The sequence below is a fragment of the Mesorhizobium sp. genome, from assembly GCF_004963255.1.
Lineage (GTDB): Bacteria > Pseudomonadota > Alphaproteobacteria > Rhizobiales > Rhizobiaceae > Mesorhizobium.
Genome location: NZ_SUGA01000009.1, coordinates 186,062 through 201,313 on the forward strand (window position 1 = coordinate 186,062; position 15,252 = coordinate 201,313).

The following is a 15,252-nucleotide window of genomic DNA, read 5'->3' on the forward strand; positions in this document are numbered from 1 at the left end:
CTTCCAAGTCTTGGTGTGGCCATACACAGCTGCGCACTCCACCTCGCCCTTCGCTTCTAGATCCTCCAGCAGCCGCCGAGTACGGGGCTCGGGCCAATCCAGCCAAGCCGCGATATCGCGTGTTGACCGGCTGTGTTCGTAGTTTCTCGCTCTGACACTACGGAGATGCTCCACTACCATCTCGGCAGCGTCGCTGGTCCAACCACCCCGGCGGCCTAACCTCATCACGAGGCGGTCTAGGGCACCCCATACATTTCGCACTACTGATCGCCTCATTTGCAGGATCATCACCCATGACAAAATTCTTCGTTGACGGCAATGGCGTCTACCTCGGGGGATTTGATGGAGCCGAACCACCGGAAGGCGCTATCGAGGTACCGGAAGCACCTGAGGACGCTCGACAGGTCTGGCAGAACGGCGCATGGAGCGCCCTCCCAGATCTTGTTCCAGCCAGCGTCTCTGCGCGCCAGTTCAAGCTTCAACTTCTCGCAAGTGGCCTTCTTGATGAAGTCGAGGGCTGGATCAGTGCGCAACCCTTGGCTGTGAAGATTGCGTACGACAATAGCGGTTATTTCGTAAGAGACGAGCCAATGATGCAGGCCGGCTTCACCGCGCTCGGGTTCGCGGCCGAACAGATCGACGATTTCTTCACCGCCGCCGCCCTTCTCTAGCGAGCTAAGGAACCCAGTATCACCGCCCGCAATGCGGGCTTTTTTTATGCCCGCACTTCAACCGGAGTAAACGAAAATGGCATCTGAACTCATCGTAGGTGTGAAGCACCTTCGCGACGGCATCGAAGCGCAGGCTGTGATCGGCGCCGACATGAGCGTCATCGGCATCATCGGCACCGCGCCTAGTGCGGACGCGGCCATGTTCCCGGTCGACACGCCGGTCCTGCTTTACACGAACGACAAGGCGCTGCGCGCAGCCCTCGGCACCACCGGCACTATCGTCGATGCCCTGGCCGGCATCTCTGCCCAGCTTACGGGCGGTGTGGGCGCGGCCCGATGCGTCATCGTCCGCGTGACCGACAACGCCTCGGCCGCAACCGTCATCGCCAGCATGGTCGGCAGCGAGGCCAATGGCACCGGTATCTGGGCATTCCTCGACGCACCGGAAGAGCTCGGCGTCACCCCTCGCCTCATCATTGCCCCCGGCTACACCTCGCAGACCGTCCAGGGTTTGAAGTTTGGCGCCATCACCGCGCCGGGCAACGGGGGCGCTAACGGCACCTTCGCCCTCGCCTTTACTGGAGGCACGGGCGCAGGCGCGGTCGGCACCTTTACGGTCACCGCCGGCGCGTTGACCGCCGTTAACATCACCAACCCCGGCAGCTACACGGTTGCCCCGACCCTCTCCTTCGCGGCGTCTGCCGGCCTTACCGGCGCCGCGGCGACGGTCACGCTCGAGCAGCAGGCCAACGGCGTCTGCGCGGCCATCCCGACCGTGCTAGAGCGCCTGAAGGCTTCGTTCGTGCCGGAAGGCCCAAGCAACACCCGCCAGGCTGCCGTCGACTGGTTGGAAACGCTGCCCCGTTCCCAGCGCATCCTCCATCCCCTCCGCCAGGACGCGAAGGTGCTCGCGTCCGACGGCTCGGTGGTGACCAAGCCGCTGTCGCCCTACATCGTCGGCCAATATGTCAGCCGGGACGCGGAAAGCGACGGCGTGCCTGGTCACTCGATCGCCAACCGGCAGGTGTTCGGTATTGTCGGTGTCACCCCGACCATCCCGTTCTCGATCGTCGACCCATCGACGGTCGGGCAGGACGATCTCGCGATCTCCTTCGGCATCATGTTCCGCGGCGACACTGGCGTCGACGGCGCGCTGACCGACGGCGGGTTCGCCTTCTGGGGCACCGACACTCTGGCCGAGGAATCGGAGTGGCTGTTCGCCAACGTCTGCCGGATGCGCGACTACATCGAACTGATGCAGGTCCGCGCCATCCGCACCTATCTCGGCCGCTTCAACCTCACGGCGCAGACGGTGCAGGCGATCATTAACACGCTCGACACCCAGCTTCGCAGCTTCCGGGCGAACGGGGACATCCTCGACTATCGCATCGAATTCGACCCGGATGCGAACTCGCCGGCAGAGCTGCGGCTCGGGAATCTCGACCTGACCTTCAAGGCCGAGGAGCCGCCGGTCCTGCGCAAGATCACCATTCACTCGCGCCGGTATGCCGAGGCTTTGGACGGTCTCGTCCGCAGCATCTCCATCCAACTCGGCAACCAGGAAGTCGTCTAACGGCGACTTCCCCTCACCTCTGACCGGAGATCATTTTCATGCCCAACACCCTCTACAACCTGGACACCGCCAACCTCTTTGTTGGCGACGACGACCCGTCCGATTCGCAGTTCCTCACCCTCAAGACCATCAAGATCCCCGGGATGGAGGAACAGACCAAGGATCACATGGGCGGCGGCGCTGTCGCCTCGATCAAGCTCGGCATGCGGTCGTTTACGATCAACCCGCTGACCTTCTCCCTCGAGGGTTTCAATCCGACGGTCCAGACCCGGTTCATGCCGGCCGGCGCCGCGCGCATCAAATATACGATGCGCGGCAATGTCCGTGACATCCGCACCCACGACGACATCCCGCTGAAGACGATCGTCGAAGGCCGGATGACCAAGTCCGAGGTCTCGGAATTCAAGAAGGACGACGGCGTGTCGACCGACTACGAGATCAACGAAATTCTCTTCTACCACCTCTATTTCGGGTCGCAGGAGAAGGTCTACTTCGACTATTTCGCCGGCCCGAACGGATTGCGGATCGACGGCGTTGCCACGCTCGGCAACGTCGCCCGCAACCTCGGCCTGGCCTAACAGGTGACGCATGGCTGAAGAGAAGATCGAACAGAAGATCGCGCGGGTCGTTGGCGACGCGCCGCGCGAGAAGATCGTGCCGCTCGAGTTCCCGCTCGAGTTCGACGGCCGAATGTGGACCGAGGTCAAGGTGCGGCGCGTCACGGGCAAAGAGGTCGAGGATTACATGGAAGCGCTCGGCCGCGGCGAGCGGCCGATGCCGCCCATGTTCGAGTGCCCTCGTGAGGTCTACGACGCGATGGACGACGACGACCGCTTCGCGATCGACGAGGCCGTCGTCCCTTTTTTACCCCGCCGTTTGAAGGCGGCGGCCGAGCAAAACCCTCCCGCTGCCGGTCTTACGTCGGGCTCGTAGCGCACACCTTCAACACCCCGATTCCGCAGGTGCTCGACATGGAGTGGCTGCGGATCCTGCAATTCTACTGCGACGCCCTCAACATCGAACGCGATAAGGCCGAGTTCCAGGCCAAGATCGCCGGCGCCAAGATCACCAGGAGACTTTGATTGGCACGCACCCTCGTCGGCCGGCTGCAGCTTGTCGTGCAAGCGATGGGCATCGGCGAGGCCAAAAAGGTTGAGGGCGCGCTTGCGTCGATCGAGCGCAACGCCCGACGTCTGTCTTCAGCGCCGTGGGGCCAGAATTTCGAGCGCCAGATCCACAAGATGGCGCTCAGCGCCAAGGAACTGGATCAGGTCCGGCGGTCGTGGAACAACCTGCAGAAGGACATCAACAACCGCGGCCTCACGGCCGCGCTAAAGAAGTCTGAGATTTCGGCTTGGAAGACGGCCACGCTCGGGCACTTCGCGCAGGTGCGCGCTGGCCTAAAGCAGACCGAGGCCGAGGCTAGGCGCTTCAGCAAATCGATCCAGAACGCGTTGAAGCCCGCCTATGTCATGCTCGGCGGCTACACCGGCATGTATCTCGCCGGCACGCTCGGCCGAGAAGCGATCGGCGCGTCAGCCGAGCGCCAGCGCGAATATTTCCGCCAGCGGATGGGCGACATTCCGCAAAACGAGCAGGACCAGATCTTCGCTCGGTCTCAGCAGCTCTCCCAGAAGTATCCGTCGGTCAATATCACCGACATCATGGAGATGGCGCGCACGGCCCGCAACACGATGGGCTCGACCGATCGCGGGCTGCAGGTGCTCGACCGCATGGTGCAGGGCTTCGTCACCCTACAGTCGGCGAAGGGGCTTGACGCCGCGACCAGCGAGCTCACCGGCTTGATGAAGGGCCTGGACAACCTCGGCACCAACTCCAACGGCGCCAAGGGCGTGAAGAACGTCAATGACCTGATTGACGCCTTTATCAAGGCGGCCCAGATCGAGGGCAATGACTTCGACGTCGGATCGATGTGGTCGTTCGCCAGGCGCTCGCGCATCGCTGGTCCGGGCCTCAGCCCGGAATTTCTCGCGACCATCGCACCGGCAATGATCCAGGACATGGGCGCTGACGGTGCGGGAACCGCGCTCGCGATGGCTTACAAGGCCTTCGTCATCGGTGCGAACGACGGCGCCAGCAAGGGCAACATCGCCGAGCAGCAGCGCCTCGGCCTCCGCACGGGCGAAGGCAAGGGAAACCTGGTCGACTCCGACCTCTTCGGCACCAACCCCTATGCGTGGGTGAAGAAGAACCTGATCCCAGCACTGCAGAAGGACGGTGTCGACATCAACAACGACACCGAGGTCGCCAAGGCGGTCGCGCAGTTGTCGCGCAATTCCAGCGCGACAGGCTTCTTGACCCGCATGATCACCCAGCAGCAGCAGAACGACCGCCTGATCGCGCTCTACCAGCGAGCCATGGGAACGGACGCCGCGGACACTGCCAAGGATCAGGATCCGTTCGTTGGCTGGAAGGGCTTCCAGGAATCGCTCCGCAACCTTTCGGCCGCTGTCGGCGAAAGTGTAATGCCGGTGATCGTTCCAGGTCTGAATGGGCTCGCCAACACCATCAACTCGTTTGCCGCTTTGGTGCAGGCGCAGGATCCTCGAGTCCTCGGCGGCGCCGGCATCCTTGGTGCCGGCATTGCCGCCTACGGTGGCTGGAAAGTGGCCACGGGCATCTACGGACTGATCACCGCCGGTGTGGCCCTCAACGAGGCCGCCGCCGCCCTCACGGCCGCTGCCGTGGCGCAAGGCGGGTCTGGTGTGGCTGCCGGCGGCGCGGGCGCCGCGGCCGGCGGCGCGGCCCGCCGCTGGGGCATCGGCGCCGCGATGACGAACCCTTGGACCCTGATGGCTCTGGTCGGAAGCGCGGCCGCGTGGAAGTTCATCCGCGACACATCCGCTGCGAACGGCGCGGAAAGCCGTAAGCCGCCGCCACGGTACTATTCGCAGGGCGCCGACCAGGACCGCGACAACTACCACCGGCTCTACGGTGGCATCCAGTTCGAGGGTGGCATGCACCGCGTTGGGATTGGCGCCGCGCCACCGCCGAACGGCGGTGCGATTCCCGGCGTCGATACAGCAAAGGCGGCCGGCGACCAGATGAAGGACGCACTCTCACCGGTCGGGAAGCCAACGGTCGACGTGAGCGCGCTGCATGAGGCGATCGCGCTCGCTGAGCGCTTCCTCGCTCTGGTGCGGCAAGCCGGGGCAGCCGCCGCGGCCGCGAATTCCGCAGCAGACGCTCAGATGCGCCGAGCGCATACCGACTTTGGAGTCTCGCCTTGACCGCCCTCATGTCACTCGGCCCGGTCGTCTTCGACCTGGTGTTCAATCTCACAGGGCACGACGGCAAGACGGCCTCGGCCTTCGCCAAGCACGAGGTCATGGGGTCGCCACCGATCTACGAGGGTACAGGTGATGACGAAGGCACCATCACGCTCTCGGGCGTGATCCATCCCGCGCATTTCGGCGGCCTTGGCACGCTATCCGTCCTCGAAGCTGCCCGCCAGGCCGCCGTTCCGCTGCCGCTGATGCGCGGCGACTTCACACCGCTCGGTTGGGTGCTGATTCAGAACCTCACCCAGAAGAACGATTACATCGACGAGAAGGGTGTCGGCCGCGAAATCCAGTTCACCGTCGAACTGCTGCGCGTCGGCACGCCCGATATCGGCATGGCGTCCTCGATTCTGAGGCTGTTCCTATGACCGAGAAGTACATCGCCGAGACGATCAAGTCCGAGCAGATGACCCTATCGCAAGTCATCTGGCGGCTCCTGCGCCGACAGCCGGTCGGCTACCTCGAGCGGGTATTGGCCTTCAACCAGCATCTCTCGCTTCAGTTCCCGTATCTCTCGGTGGGCAGCGTCGTGAAGCTGCCCGTCGAAGACATCACCGACGAAAAGCGCAACGCCGACGTGATCAGGCTATGGGACTGACAGGTGAGCTTCTTCATCCAAGGAAACTACAAGGTCACGGTTGCCGGCCAGGACGTGACCAGCCGCTTCGCGCCGCTATTGAAGAGCGTCGAAATTCAGCGCTCGGCCGGCGAGGCGTCCGACTCATGCAGCATGGTGCTGGCCGACAAGGATGGCGCGGTCTTCCTGCCGCAGGAGCGCGCCACCGTCTCGGTCGAGATCAATGGCAATTGGGCGTTCGAAGGGTTCGTTTCCGACGCCAACAGCACCGGCAATAAGGGCTCGGGCCGCGAAATCAAGATCACCGCGAGCTCGATCGACCACGGCAGCAAGGCTAAGCAGCCGTCGTTGAGGCACAAGGACAAGGCGACGCTTCAGAGCGTCGCGGCCGAGTGGGGTCAAAAGGCTGGCATCCAGATGCAGGTGCTCGGCTCGCTCGCCTCGGTCGAGCGCGACTATTGGGTCCAGCAGAACGAGAGCTTCGTCTCGTGGGGTCAGCGTATCGCCCGCGAGGTCGGCGGAACATTGAAGATCATCGGCTCACGCGGCTTCCTGTCGCCGCGGAACGAGGGCATTTCGGCGTCCGGCCGGCCGCTCACGCCCATCGCCGCGCGCTGGGGCGATAACCTGATCGAGTGGGACATCTCGCCCATAATCAGCCGGCCGAAGTTCAACAAGGTCGCCCTGTCCTACTTTGACCGCGCCAAGGGGGAGCGCGTTGAGGTCGAGGTCGACACCGGCATCGCGGATGTCGACAGCAAGCTCCGGGCACTGGTCACCGTCGCCAACGAGGCGCAGGCCAAGAAGAAGGGCGAAGCACACGGCAAGGAATCGGACCGCGAGAAAGGCGGCGGCAACGTCACCATTGTCGGTGATGCCCGTGCCGAGCCCGAGGCCATCTGCACAATCTCTGGCGCGCGGCCGGGCATCGACGGCTCGTATCAGATCGACACCGTCAACCACACCATTTCCAAGGGCGACGGCTTCAGGACGTCGCTCGGGCTGAAACAGCCGAAAGCGGGCGCCGGAAAAGACTCGAGATAACCGGCGCAACCCTCTGACATCTCAATCGAACAGCCTGCCCTTCACGGGCGGAAAGGATCCACCATGACCGCATCTCGCGAGCAGGAATCGCTCGCCCGCGTGCTCGCGCACGAGGGCGGCTACAGCAACCATCCGGCCGACCCCGGCGGCGTCACCATGAAAGGCGTCACCCAGCGTGTCTACGACGCCTACCGAAAGGGCAAAGGCCAGGCCACGCGGTCAGTGAAGAGCATTTCGAACGACGAGTTGTTCGACATCTACGACCGCCAGTATTGGGACGCCGTGAAGGGCGACCAGTTGCCGGCCGGCATCGACTATGTCGTCTTCGACGGCGCCGTGAATTCGGGACCGAAGCAGTCCATCATGTGGCTGCAGCGCGCCCTCGGTCCGCTCTACCAGGGCCGTGTCGACGGCATGATCGGGCTGGGCACGATCACCGCCGTGCAGTCCTGCAATGACCACGACTCCCTGATCGACCGCATCTGCGACCAGCGTCTCGTGTTCCTGCAGCACTTGAAGACGTGGCCGACGTTCGGCCGCGGCTGGCGCTCTCGCGTCGCCGAGGTCCGCTCGATCGGCCAGGCGTGGGCAACCGGCGCGATGCCGCAGATGGCGAACTTCGTCGACGGAGGTCAGGCCAAGGCGTTTATCGAGGACGCCAAAGCCTCTCCCTCGACCGCGCCGGCGGACGCTGCTGCCGGCGGCGGCATGGCAGGTATTGGGCTGTCGGGCACGCTGGCCGAGCTGCAGAGCCAGCTTTCGCCGTTCTCCTACACGAGCGAGTGGATCGGGAAGGTCGTCGTCGTCCTGGCGCTCGTGAGCGCGGTCGTGGCGATCGGCGGCCTCGCCTACGGCTGGTATGCCCGCCGGAAAGCGGCGCGCATGGCGGTCGCGCTCGGCACGGCGAGCTGATCCTATGGAGAACCTGAAAGCCGTTCTCACGGTGGCAATCGAAGCGGCCGCCAAACTGGCGCTCCCGGTGCTCGCCGGCTTCGCCGTCGGCGTCCCCGTCGGCGGCGCGCTGGTGTGGTGGATCTTCCTATGAGCCTCCTCATCACCCTCATTGTCGGCCGGCTAGGCGTCTCGCGCCTAGCCGCTGGCACGATCGTGTGGGCTGTCATCGCCATCCTTGCCTCGGGCGCGGCCCTCACCGTCTACGAGGTCATCAAGCACCGCGGCGCCGACGAGGTCCGCGCTCAAATCGCGAAGGAGAACCAGCATGCAGTACAAAAGGGCATTGATGCTCGCATGTCTTTTGACGACTGCATGGACGCTGGCGGGGTGTACGACTTCCGGCGTCAGCGATGTTCCAGCCCTACGCTCGGCCCTCGGTAACAGCCTCGCCGGCGCGCAGGGCAAGACGCTGGCCGATCAGAACAAGATCGACAAGACGATGGCGCCCGGCTGCGCAATCGGCCTCTACACGCCGGCCGAGTGCGATCGGCACACGAAGGCTAGCGGTGAACGGAGGGTCGAACTGCGATGATCATCCTCCGCATCGCAGGGGGGATTCGCGCGCATTTCGGCATCCGTGTGACCGAATGGATCATGGCCGCTGCGCTGTTCATGTTCTCGACCGTGCTGCTTCTCGACCCGAAGACATTCGACACGTCGACGGGCTTCGCCGTCATCGCGATGTACGGCGACGAGTTCTTCTGGGGTAATCTTTGCCTCGCCGCTGCGCTCTTCCGGCTGATCGCCCTTACGGTCAACGGCACTTTCAAACAATTCCCCTATTCGCCCCACCTTAGGGCCGGCGCGTCCCTTGCCTCGGCCGTCTTCTGGGGTCAGATCGCTCTCGGGATCCTCGTCGCCAAGCTTCTTCTCGGCGGCGGCGTGACCGGCGTCGTCGCCTATTCGACCCTGATGGCGATCGAAATGTGGAACGTCATACGAGCGTGGGCCGATGTCGGCGCCACGCTTCGGAGGCCTTGATGATTTTCGGCATGCCGGTCGAACAGCTTATCCAGTTCGCCAACTTTCTCGGGCTCGGCCTCCTTGGTGTCCTGGCCGCCTTTGGACTGCGGTACGGGAAGAAAACCCCGACACCCGTTGAGCATCAGCTCGAGGTCGCCGGCGCGCTGGTCGACAGCAAGGCAGTCAAGCAGCTTGCGGAAGCGATCGAGGCCCACACGCGTGAGGCTGGTGCGCAGCGGACCGACGCCGAGAAAAGCCGGCAGCTCGGCTACCGGCTGATCGAGGCAATCAACCACTTCACCGGCGAGGTGTCGGACCTGCGCCAGGAGATTCGCAACCAGACCATGGAGATCGCCCGGAAAAGGTGATCCGCGCCATTTTCGCGCTTCAGGATTTTATGCTCGGCGCAGGCGGCTTCGACGTTCCGTCGAATGACAGTCGCTCGACCGTGGCGACGATCGCCCGGCAAATCGCCTCGGCCTCGCCAAGCAGCGATGGTCGATAATGTCCATTTACCTGGTCCTCGCTCATCAGCACGCCAGGCGGGCAATGATCTTCGATCGTGGCGCGGATCAGTTGCAGCGCGGCGCGGCAATCTGGATCGTTTTTCATAACGCTTCCCATATACAATTTCGCTAAAATACCCGGAACCGATCAGCCCTGCGCGGCTTGAATCGCGGTTGTTGGGTGTTGTGCATGCGTAACGAAGAACCCCGGCTGAAGTTCATCAAGCCGATGGAGCCGCGGCTTGTCATGGAGCCGCCGCTCAGCGACGACTGGCTCCATGAGATCAAGTACGACGGATTCCGTACACAACTGACCCGAGACTGGGCTGGAGTCCGCGCATTCTCCCGGAACGGCCACGACTGGTCGAAGCGCTACTGGCCAGTGGTGGATGCTGGCGAGAAGCTCCCCGCGAAATCCTTCATCATCGACGGCGAGATGATTGCCCCGGAGCCGGACGGCCGGCCGAACTTCCATGCCATGCACTCACGAATGACCTGGAATGCCGAACAGCTCGCCTTTGTCGCTTTCGATATCCTGCATCTCGACGGCCGTGACCTGCGCGCTCTTCCAGCGATAGAGCGCAAGGCTATTCTCTGGGGGCTAGTGAAGCCGGCGACCGCCATCATCCAGTATAGCCAACACGTCGAGGGCGGCGGCGACGCATTCTTCGACGCCGTCGACAAGATGGACCTCGAGGGGGTGGTTTCGAAGCGCAGAGAAAGCGCCTATCGCAGCGGACCGACCGACGCATGGGTTAAGATCAAATGCTGGGAGATCGGGGAATTCGAGTTGCTGGGCATCAAGAGAGAAGAAGGCAAGCGGACCGAGGCGATAGTCGCTCGCAATGGCAAATACGCCGGTTCCCCAGCGATATCGCTAACGAAAGAGATCCGGGAGCGGCTGCTCAAACGTGTGCGCGACGCCCGACCGCCCGAGGCGGCGGTCCCGACCGCCGTTGCCGAGGGCGAAATCGAGTGGCTGAGTCCAGGTCTCAAGGCCACGGTGCGATCGCTGCGCGGAGAAGCCAAGCTTCGGCACGGTTCTGTGAAATCAATCAGGGAAGCCTGATTGCTCTTCGTTCCTGGCTGGCGGGGGCTCGGGAAATTCAGTATCGTACGGCGTTCTGTGTTTGGGGGATGAAGATGAATCCGACTGCAATCCTGGTAATGACTTCAATAGCCTTCGTGGTCGGGATCCTGTCTTGGGCAATTCCGGCTTGGAAATATGCTCGGTACACCGAGGTTGGATTGTTTGCTACTGCGCTGCTCTTCGCAGGTATTATCTTCATAAGCATGTTCAAATGGACTGACGTGGCTCTGGAGATCGAAGGGGCCAAGCTGGAAATCAAGCAAAGGGATGACAAGATTTCTCAGCTTGAGGCTGGCCTGGCGCAAGCGCAGGTGGCGTTGGCGCAGATTGAAAAGAAGGCACCGGATACGACAGAGCTTGCCGCATCTCTAAAGGAGGCCTTCCAAAAGGCTGGAGTCGCACTCGACCAGAAACAGGCCAAGGACATAGCAGACCAGTCGCTAAGCCCTCTTAAGACCTATCTTAATAGCCCCGAATGGAACCATGCGATTGCAGAGGTCAAAAGACCAGGTGGCCCCAGCTAAGTCGTTTGGCTTATGCGTTCGGCCATCCACAGGCGACGTTTTCTGTGGATGAAGTCGTGGGACACCCGTCCGGTAACCTATTGACATTGCACCGCCAGCCGCGGCTGGTCGCTGGGCTAAATCAGCAGATAGGCTGCGCTGATCGTCATCACGCCGCAGGCCGCGGCGCCGATCATGTCACGCTCTCTGTATCGCCAAATAGCGCTGGCAAAAGTCAGGACGCCAATCGCGCCGATGTAGAGCGGAACCAGCATCACCACGGCCGAGGTCGGCCGGCCCTGATCATCGCACGCGCGATCACCAGTTCAGCCTCGACCTTGGCGTTTTCCTTCTGCGCCATGTTGTCGGCTGCGATCAAGCGGCGCAGTGCCCGCTTGGCCTCCTCGCGCGTCCAGCCGGACTCGACCATGCAATCGACGACCGCCTGGAAACCAGGCTCCATGGCCTGCTGGCAATCAATCTCGCGATCGGGATAGGCCCCCGGCCGCCGCGGCGTCTCGATCACAAGAACCGCTCCCCTTCGCCGCGATGCTCGTAGCAGAACCAGTGGGATGGCCTCTTCGGCCTGGCAAAGCCCCAACCGGCATCCTTGCCGCAACCGGCGTGTTCGCAGATATGCCCGAGCGGGCCGCGCGGACGCTGCAGGATAGGTTCGCCGGGGCGGGTCGGTTCGTCGCTCATGGCGAAAAGATTCCACAAACCGGCTTGACGGGCAAGGAATTTGTTCTCATTTCGTTCTTATGCCCGAGCCTTACAATCCGAAGTACCGCGACTATCCGCTGTCGAAGCTGATCGACACGCTGCGCATGGTTCGTGTGACCTGCCGCTACTGCAAGCGGCAGCACAATTACCAGCCTTCGGATCTGATCCAGATTTTCGGCGACGTCGATGTCGACTCGCTTGCCGAGAGGATGACCTGCGAAGGCGGCGGGCGGGCTCACGGACGGCTCGATGTCGTGACCTTCGTGCCTACCGGACGGGAGGCCGTCGGTCTGCGCATCCGTCGCCTGGTGGCGATCAAGATCAACCGCGTTCCGGTGTGGCGCGAGGATCCGGCGCCATGACCATCACGCCGAGCACCAAGGCCGTCCTGTCCCGCTATCCCGCCGCCAAGATCATCGTCACTTGCGAGAAATGCGGCATGCGGGCGAAGTATGACAAAGCCGAGATGCTGGCCGCCGGCGGCGATCGAGCGCTTACCCTGCTGCTCGAAGAAATCGCGCGGCATAAGGGCTGCCAACGCATCGACGCCAAACCGTTCGATGTCAAGAACATCTGCGGTGCGATCTACGCCAACATCGGAGGAGGCTGTGACTGAAACCGCGGTCCGGGAGAAGCTGTTGCTCGACAAACCCAGGGCCGGTGTCGATCGACCCCTGCCATTGCCGTCCTTCGAGCGATCGGTGTCGAAGAATGCTGATGGTGACAACCAAACTAGCGTTTCGGCCTCACAGGGACGGGCTTCGGGATATAGTATCGGTACTCTTTGTATTCAAATTTGAATTCGATCTTCCGTCGATCACCGGGCGGATCAGTCTGCGTAACGCTGCCTAAGGCAACCAACTTCGATAGAAGGTCGAACGCGTCCTGGCCTACATCACTGCTCCTGCGACGCTCTGCCTCTTCGCGCATTCTGTCTGCTCTGGCTCGGACCTCCGCGTTACTCGCCATCATTGCTGCCAAGATACCGGCCAGTTGGCGGCGTATTTGTTCGGAGCCCCCCTTTCCGACACGCTCCGTTATTTCGTTGTAAATTCTGTCTGCAGCCTCTCTGAGTTCGTTGGTGGTTAGCAACTCTTCTAACCTGCTGCCCCACATACCAACATCGCGAACGGTCGGCCCTAGCTCGTCAAGGCGCGCCTGTTTCACCTTAAGCTCACTCTTCCCCAGCTTGATCGTCGTCTCTATCGCGATGTTGCGCTGGGACATCTCCTGGTGAATAAGGTTGGCGTCGGATAACCAAGCGGGAAGATCTTTTAGGAAGCCTGAAAGAGGCGATAGATCTTCGATCTGTTTGATCAACTGAGAGAAAGATTCAGTAAGCGGTGTTCTCAGGCCACGGCCTTGAGCTCGAGCTTGTTGATGTAGACCCAAGGCAGGAGATCGTCGATCTGGCTGTTGGGGTGGCCGTTGACGATCCTGGTGAGGACATCGGCGAGATAGCCGAGCGGTTCGACACCATTGAGCTTGCAGGTTTCGATCAGCGAGGCGATGACTGCCCAGTGTTCGGCGCCGCCGTCAGAGCCTGCGAAGAGCGCGTTCTTGCGGTTGAGCGCGATCGGACGGATCGAGCGTTCGACGGTGTTGCTGTCGATCTCGATGCGGCCGTCGTCAAGGAAGCGCGAGAGGCCTTCCCAGCGTGAGAGCGTGTAGCGGATTGCCTCTGCGAGCTTGGTCTTCTGACTGATCAGGCCGAGCTTCTCACGCAGCCAGGGTTCGAGATCGGCGACGATGGCGCGGCTTTTGTCCTGACGCATCGCGCGGCGCTCGTTGGCCGATCGGCCACGGATGTCATCCTCGATCTTGTAGAGTTCGGCGATCCGTCTCAGCGCCTCGCTGGCGATCGGCGCGGGACCGGCTGCTGCCAGTTCATAAAAGCGCCGACGGACATGCGCCCAGCAGAAGGCGAGCGTGACGCCGCTTTTGTCGGCCAGCACGCGATAGCCGCCATAGCCGTCGACCTGCAAGATTCCGGTGAAGCCTGCGAGATGAGCGATCGGACGCTCGGCCTTTCGGTCCGGCGCATAGACATAGGCGACGCCCGGCGGGTCGCTCCCCTCCCATGGTCGGTCATCGCGGGCATAGGCCCAGAGTTGACCTGTCTTAGTCTTGCCGCGGCCGGGATTGAGCACCGGCGCGGTCGTCTCGTCGGCGAAGAGTTTTGGCGAGGACTTCAGCTTGCCAAGCAGCCGCTCATGCACCGGACGCAGGTGCCAGGCGGCGCGGCCGACCCAGTCGGCGAGCGTAGAGCGATCGAGATTGATACCCTGCCGGGCGTAGATCTGCGCCTGACGATAGAGCGGAAGGTGATCGGCATATTTTGAGACCAGCACCTGGGCGACCGTTGCCTCGGTCGGAAGACCACCCTCGATCAGCCGGGCCGGCGCGGGAGCCTGAACCACGACGTCCTCGCAGGCGCGGCAGGCATATTTGGGCCGCCGCACGACGATTACACGCAGCTGCGCCGGAACGATGTCGAGCCGCTCGCTCACGTCCTCGCCGATCCGATGCAAGCCATTGCGGCAGCATGGGCAGGCATGGTCCTCGATGTCGACGATCATTTCCACCCGCGGCAGATGGGATGGCAACGCGCCGCGGTTCGTCCGGCGCTTCCTGGCGCGCTCCAGGCGCTCTGCGGGAGATGCTTGTTCGTTCTCTTCCTCGTCGGCGGCCTCGATCTGCTCGGCCTCTTCGAGCCCCAGCAGCAATTGATCCTCGGGGAGCGTCTCGGCACGCCGGCCGAAGCGGTGACGCTGCAATTCCTTGATGATCTGAATCAGACGGGCATTCTCGACGTCGCGCGCCAGGACCATCGCCTTCAGCGCGTCCGGATCGTCGGGAAGCTGGTCAGCCGTCATCGCCATGAGCGGATCAGACCATATTCGCCGACAGCCCGCGACAGCGGAATCCAGGCTGATTCACTTCGTCGCGGGTCAGCCCGCCTGGGCTGGAACGCGGGTCCGGCGCGCCTCGTGGACTCGCCGCCAGTCGAGACCTTCGAGTAGCGCCGAGAGCTGCGCGGCCGTCAGCCGCATCATGCCGTCATGCACTTTCGGCCAGCGGAACTCCCCATCCTCCAAACGCTTGGCATAGAGGCAAACCCCGGTGCCATCCCAGAAGATCAGCTTGATCCGGTCAGCCCGCTTCGCCCGGAAGACGTAGACGGCCCCGCTGAACGGATCGGCCCCCATTGTCTCTCGCACCAGCGCCGCCAATCCCTCCGCACCCTTGCGGAAGTCGACGGGCTTCGTCGCCACCATGACCTTGACCGCACCCGTCGGCCCGATCACGACGTCGCCTTCAGCGCGCGGATCACTGCGGCCACCGT

Annotated in this window: 24 protein-coding genes; 17 read left to right on the plus strand and 7 right to left on the minus strand. The window is 62.8% G+C overall.

Features of this window, described 5'->3' with window-relative positions; translation table 11 throughout:
• The first annotated feature begins 293 nt into the window (after nucleotides 1–293).
• The 13 genes from E5X34_RS13360 (at nucleotide 294) to E5X34_RS13420 (ending at nucleotide 9,452) form a co-directional block, all read left to right on the plus strand.
• On the plus strand, nucleotides 294–671 hold the full coding sequence (locus E5X34_RS13360) for a hypothetical protein (protein ID WP_292565167.1): 378 nt from the start codon (nucleotides 294–296) through the stop codon (nucleotides 669–671).
• Nucleotides 672–747: 76 nt separating this feature from the next.
• Nucleotides 748–2,244, plus strand: coding sequence for a phage tail protein (locus E5X34_RS13365; RefSeq protein WP_292565170.1), 1,497 nt, complete (start codon nucleotides 748–750; stop codon nucleotides 2,242–2,244).
• 38 nt (nucleotides 2,245–2,282) lie between these two features.
• A complete protein-coding gene (locus tag E5X34_RS13370) occupies nucleotides 2,283–2,822 on the plus strand; it encodes a phage major tail tube protein (protein ID WP_292565173.1) in 540 nt (179 codons plus the stop codon).
• Nucleotides 2,823–2,832: 10 nt separating this feature from the next.
• A complete protein-coding gene (locus tag E5X34_RS13375) occupies nucleotides 2,833–3,177 on the plus strand; it encodes a hypothetical protein (RefSeq protein WP_292565175.1) in 345 nt (114 codons plus the stop codon).
• A 308-nt stretch (nucleotides 3,178–3,485) separates the two neighbouring features.
• Nucleotides 3,486–5,495 (plus strand): hypothetical protein, encoded by a 2,010-nt coding sequence (locus E5X34_RS13380; RefSeq protein ID WP_292565178.1) that lies wholly within the window; start codon nucleotides 3,486–3,488, stop codon nucleotides 5,493–5,495.
• Nucleotides 5,492–5,914 carry a phage tail protein gene (locus E5X34_RS13385; RefSeq protein WP_292565181.1) on the plus strand — a complete coding sequence of 141 codons (423 nt, stop codon included), beginning with the start codon at nucleotides 5,492–5,494 and terminating at the stop codon, nucleotides 5,912–5,914. The genes E5X34_RS13380 and E5X34_RS13385 overlap by 4 nt, the downstream gene beginning before the upstream one ends.
• The gene (locus E5X34_RS13390) at nucleotides 5,911–6,144 is read left to right on the plus strand and encodes a phage tail protein (RefSeq protein WP_292565182.1); all 234 of its coding nucleotides are present in this window, start codon (nucleotides 5,911–5,913) and stop codon (nucleotides 6,142–6,144) included. The genes E5X34_RS13385 and E5X34_RS13390 overlap by 4 nt, the downstream gene beginning before the upstream one ends.
• 3 nt (nucleotides 6,145–6,147) lie before the next feature.
• The gene (locus tag E5X34_RS13395; protein WP_292565185.1) at nucleotides 6,148–7,167 is read left to right on the plus strand and encodes a hypothetical protein; all 1,020 of its coding nucleotides are present in this window, start codon (nucleotides 6,148–6,150) and stop codon (nucleotides 7,165–7,167) included.
• Nucleotides 7,168–7,230: 63 nt separating this feature from the next.
• Nucleotides 7,231–8,079: a glycoside hydrolase family 108 protein gene (locus tag E5X34_RS13400; protein WP_292565188.1), complete on the plus strand. Its 849-nt coding sequence runs from the start codon at nucleotides 7,231–7,233 to the stop codon at nucleotides 8,077–8,079.
• 4 nt (nucleotides 8,080–8,083) lie between these two features.
• On the plus strand, nucleotides 8,084–8,212 hold the full coding sequence (locus tag E5X34_RS13405; RefSeq protein WP_292565190.1) for a hypothetical protein: 129 nt from the start codon (nucleotides 8,084–8,086) through the stop codon (nucleotides 8,210–8,212).
• Nucleotides 8,213–8,386: 174 nt separating this feature from the next.
• Nucleotides 8,387–8,653, plus strand: coding sequence for a hypothetical protein (locus E5X34_RS13410; protein ID WP_292565193.1), 267 nt, complete (start codon nucleotides 8,387–8,389; stop codon nucleotides 8,651–8,653).
• Nucleotides 8,650–9,102: a hypothetical protein gene (locus tag E5X34_RS13415; protein ID WP_292565195.1), complete on the plus strand. Its 453-nt coding sequence runs from the start codon at nucleotides 8,650–8,652 to the stop codon at nucleotides 9,100–9,102. The genes E5X34_RS13410 and E5X34_RS13415 overlap by 4 nt, the downstream gene beginning before the upstream one ends.
• A complete protein-coding gene (locus E5X34_RS13420) occupies nucleotides 9,102–9,452 on the plus strand; it encodes a hypothetical protein (RefSeq protein WP_292565198.1) in 351 nt (116 codons plus the stop codon). Before E5X34_RS13415 ends, E5X34_RS13420 begins: the two co-directional genes overlap by 1 nt.
• A gap of 19 nt (nucleotides 9,453–9,471) precedes the next feature.
• On the opposite strand, the gene E5X34_RS13425 is transcribed toward E5X34_RS13420, so the two are convergent.
• The gene (locus E5X34_RS13425) at nucleotides 9,472–9,696 is read right to left on the minus strand and encodes a hypothetical protein (RefSeq protein WP_292565201.1); all 225 of its coding nucleotides are present in this window, start codon (nucleotides 9,694–9,696) and stop codon (nucleotides 9,472–9,474) included.
• 84 nt (nucleotides 9,697–9,780) lie between these two features.
• Between E5X34_RS13425 and E5X34_RS13430 the strand changes: the two genes are divergently transcribed.
• On the plus strand, nucleotides 9,781–10,659 hold the full coding sequence (locus tag E5X34_RS13430) for an RNA ligase family protein (protein WP_292565204.1): 879 nt from the start codon (nucleotides 9,781–9,783) through the stop codon (nucleotides 10,657–10,659).
• A 74-nt stretch (nucleotides 10,660–10,733) separates the two neighbouring features.
• The gene (locus E5X34_RS13435) at nucleotides 10,734–11,204 is read left to right on the plus strand and encodes a hypothetical protein (RefSeq protein ID WP_292565207.1); all 471 of its coding nucleotides are present in this window, start codon (nucleotides 10,734–10,736) and stop codon (nucleotides 11,202–11,204) included.
• 116 nt (nucleotides 11,205–11,320) lie between these two features.
• Here E5X34_RS13435 and E5X34_RS13440 read toward each other — a convergent pair whose 3' ends face one another.
• The 3 genes from E5X34_RS13440 to E5X34_RS13450 are packed head-to-tail and all read right to left on the minus strand — an operon-like array spanning nucleotide 11,321 to nucleotide 11,885.
• Nucleotides 11,321–11,458: a hypothetical protein gene (locus tag E5X34_RS13440; protein ID WP_292565209.1), complete on the minus strand. Its 138-nt coding sequence runs from the start codon at nucleotides 11,456–11,458 to the stop codon at nucleotides 11,321–11,323.
• On the minus strand, nucleotides 11,458–11,709 hold the full coding sequence (locus E5X34_RS13445; protein ID WP_292565212.1) for a hypothetical protein: 252 nt from the start codon (nucleotides 11,707–11,709) through the stop codon (nucleotides 11,458–11,460). Before E5X34_RS13445 ends, E5X34_RS13440 begins: the two co-directional genes overlap by 1 nt.
• On the minus strand, nucleotides 11,706–11,885 hold the full coding sequence (locus E5X34_RS13450; protein WP_292565214.1) for a hypothetical protein: 180 nt from the start codon (nucleotides 11,883–11,885) through the stop codon (nucleotides 11,706–11,708). Before E5X34_RS13450 ends, E5X34_RS13445 begins: the two co-directional genes overlap by 4 nt.
• Before the next feature lie 59 nt (nucleotides 11,886–11,944).
• On the opposite strand from E5X34_RS13450, the gene E5X34_RS13455 reads away from it, so the two are divergent.
• Nucleotides 11,945–12,268, plus strand: a complete 324-nt coding sequence (locus E5X34_RS13455; protein ID WP_292565217.1) for a hypothetical protein — start codon at nucleotides 11,945–11,947, stop codon at nucleotides 12,266–12,268.
• Entirely contained in the window at nucleotides 12,265–12,522 is a 258-nt protein-coding gene (locus tag E5X34_RS13460; protein ID WP_292565220.1) for a hypothetical protein, read from the plus strand. Before E5X34_RS13455 ends, E5X34_RS13460 begins: the two co-directional genes overlap by 4 nt.
• Before the next feature lie 116 nt (nucleotides 12,523–12,638).
• Here the strand turns inward: E5X34_RS13460 and E5X34_RS13465 are convergent, their stop codons facing one another.
• The 3 genes from E5X34_RS13465 to tnpB all read right to left on the minus strand — a co-directional run bounded on the left by E5X34_RS13465 (nucleotide 12,639) and on the right by tnpB (nucleotide 15,214).
• Nucleotides 12,639–13,226, minus strand: a complete 588-nt coding sequence (locus tag E5X34_RS13465; protein WP_292565223.1) for a hypothetical protein — start codon at nucleotides 13,224–13,226, stop codon at nucleotides 12,639–12,641.
• Between the two features lie 29 nt (nucleotides 13,227–13,255).
• On the minus strand, nucleotides 13,256–14,788 hold the full coding sequence (locus E5X34_RS13470; RefSeq protein ID WP_024505579.1) for an IS66 family transposase: 1,533 nt from the start codon (nucleotides 14,786–14,788) through the stop codon (nucleotides 13,256–13,258).
• A gap of 69 nt (nucleotides 14,789–14,857) precedes the next feature.
• Nucleotides 14,858–15,214 carry an IS66 family insertion sequence element accessory protein TnpB gene (gene tnpB, locus E5X34_RS13475; protein WP_024505580.1) on the minus strand — a complete coding sequence of 119 codons (357 nt, stop codon included), beginning with the start codon at nucleotides 15,212–15,214 and terminating at the stop codon, nucleotides 14,858–14,860.
• Nucleotides 15,215–15,252 lie beyond the last annotated feature (38 nt).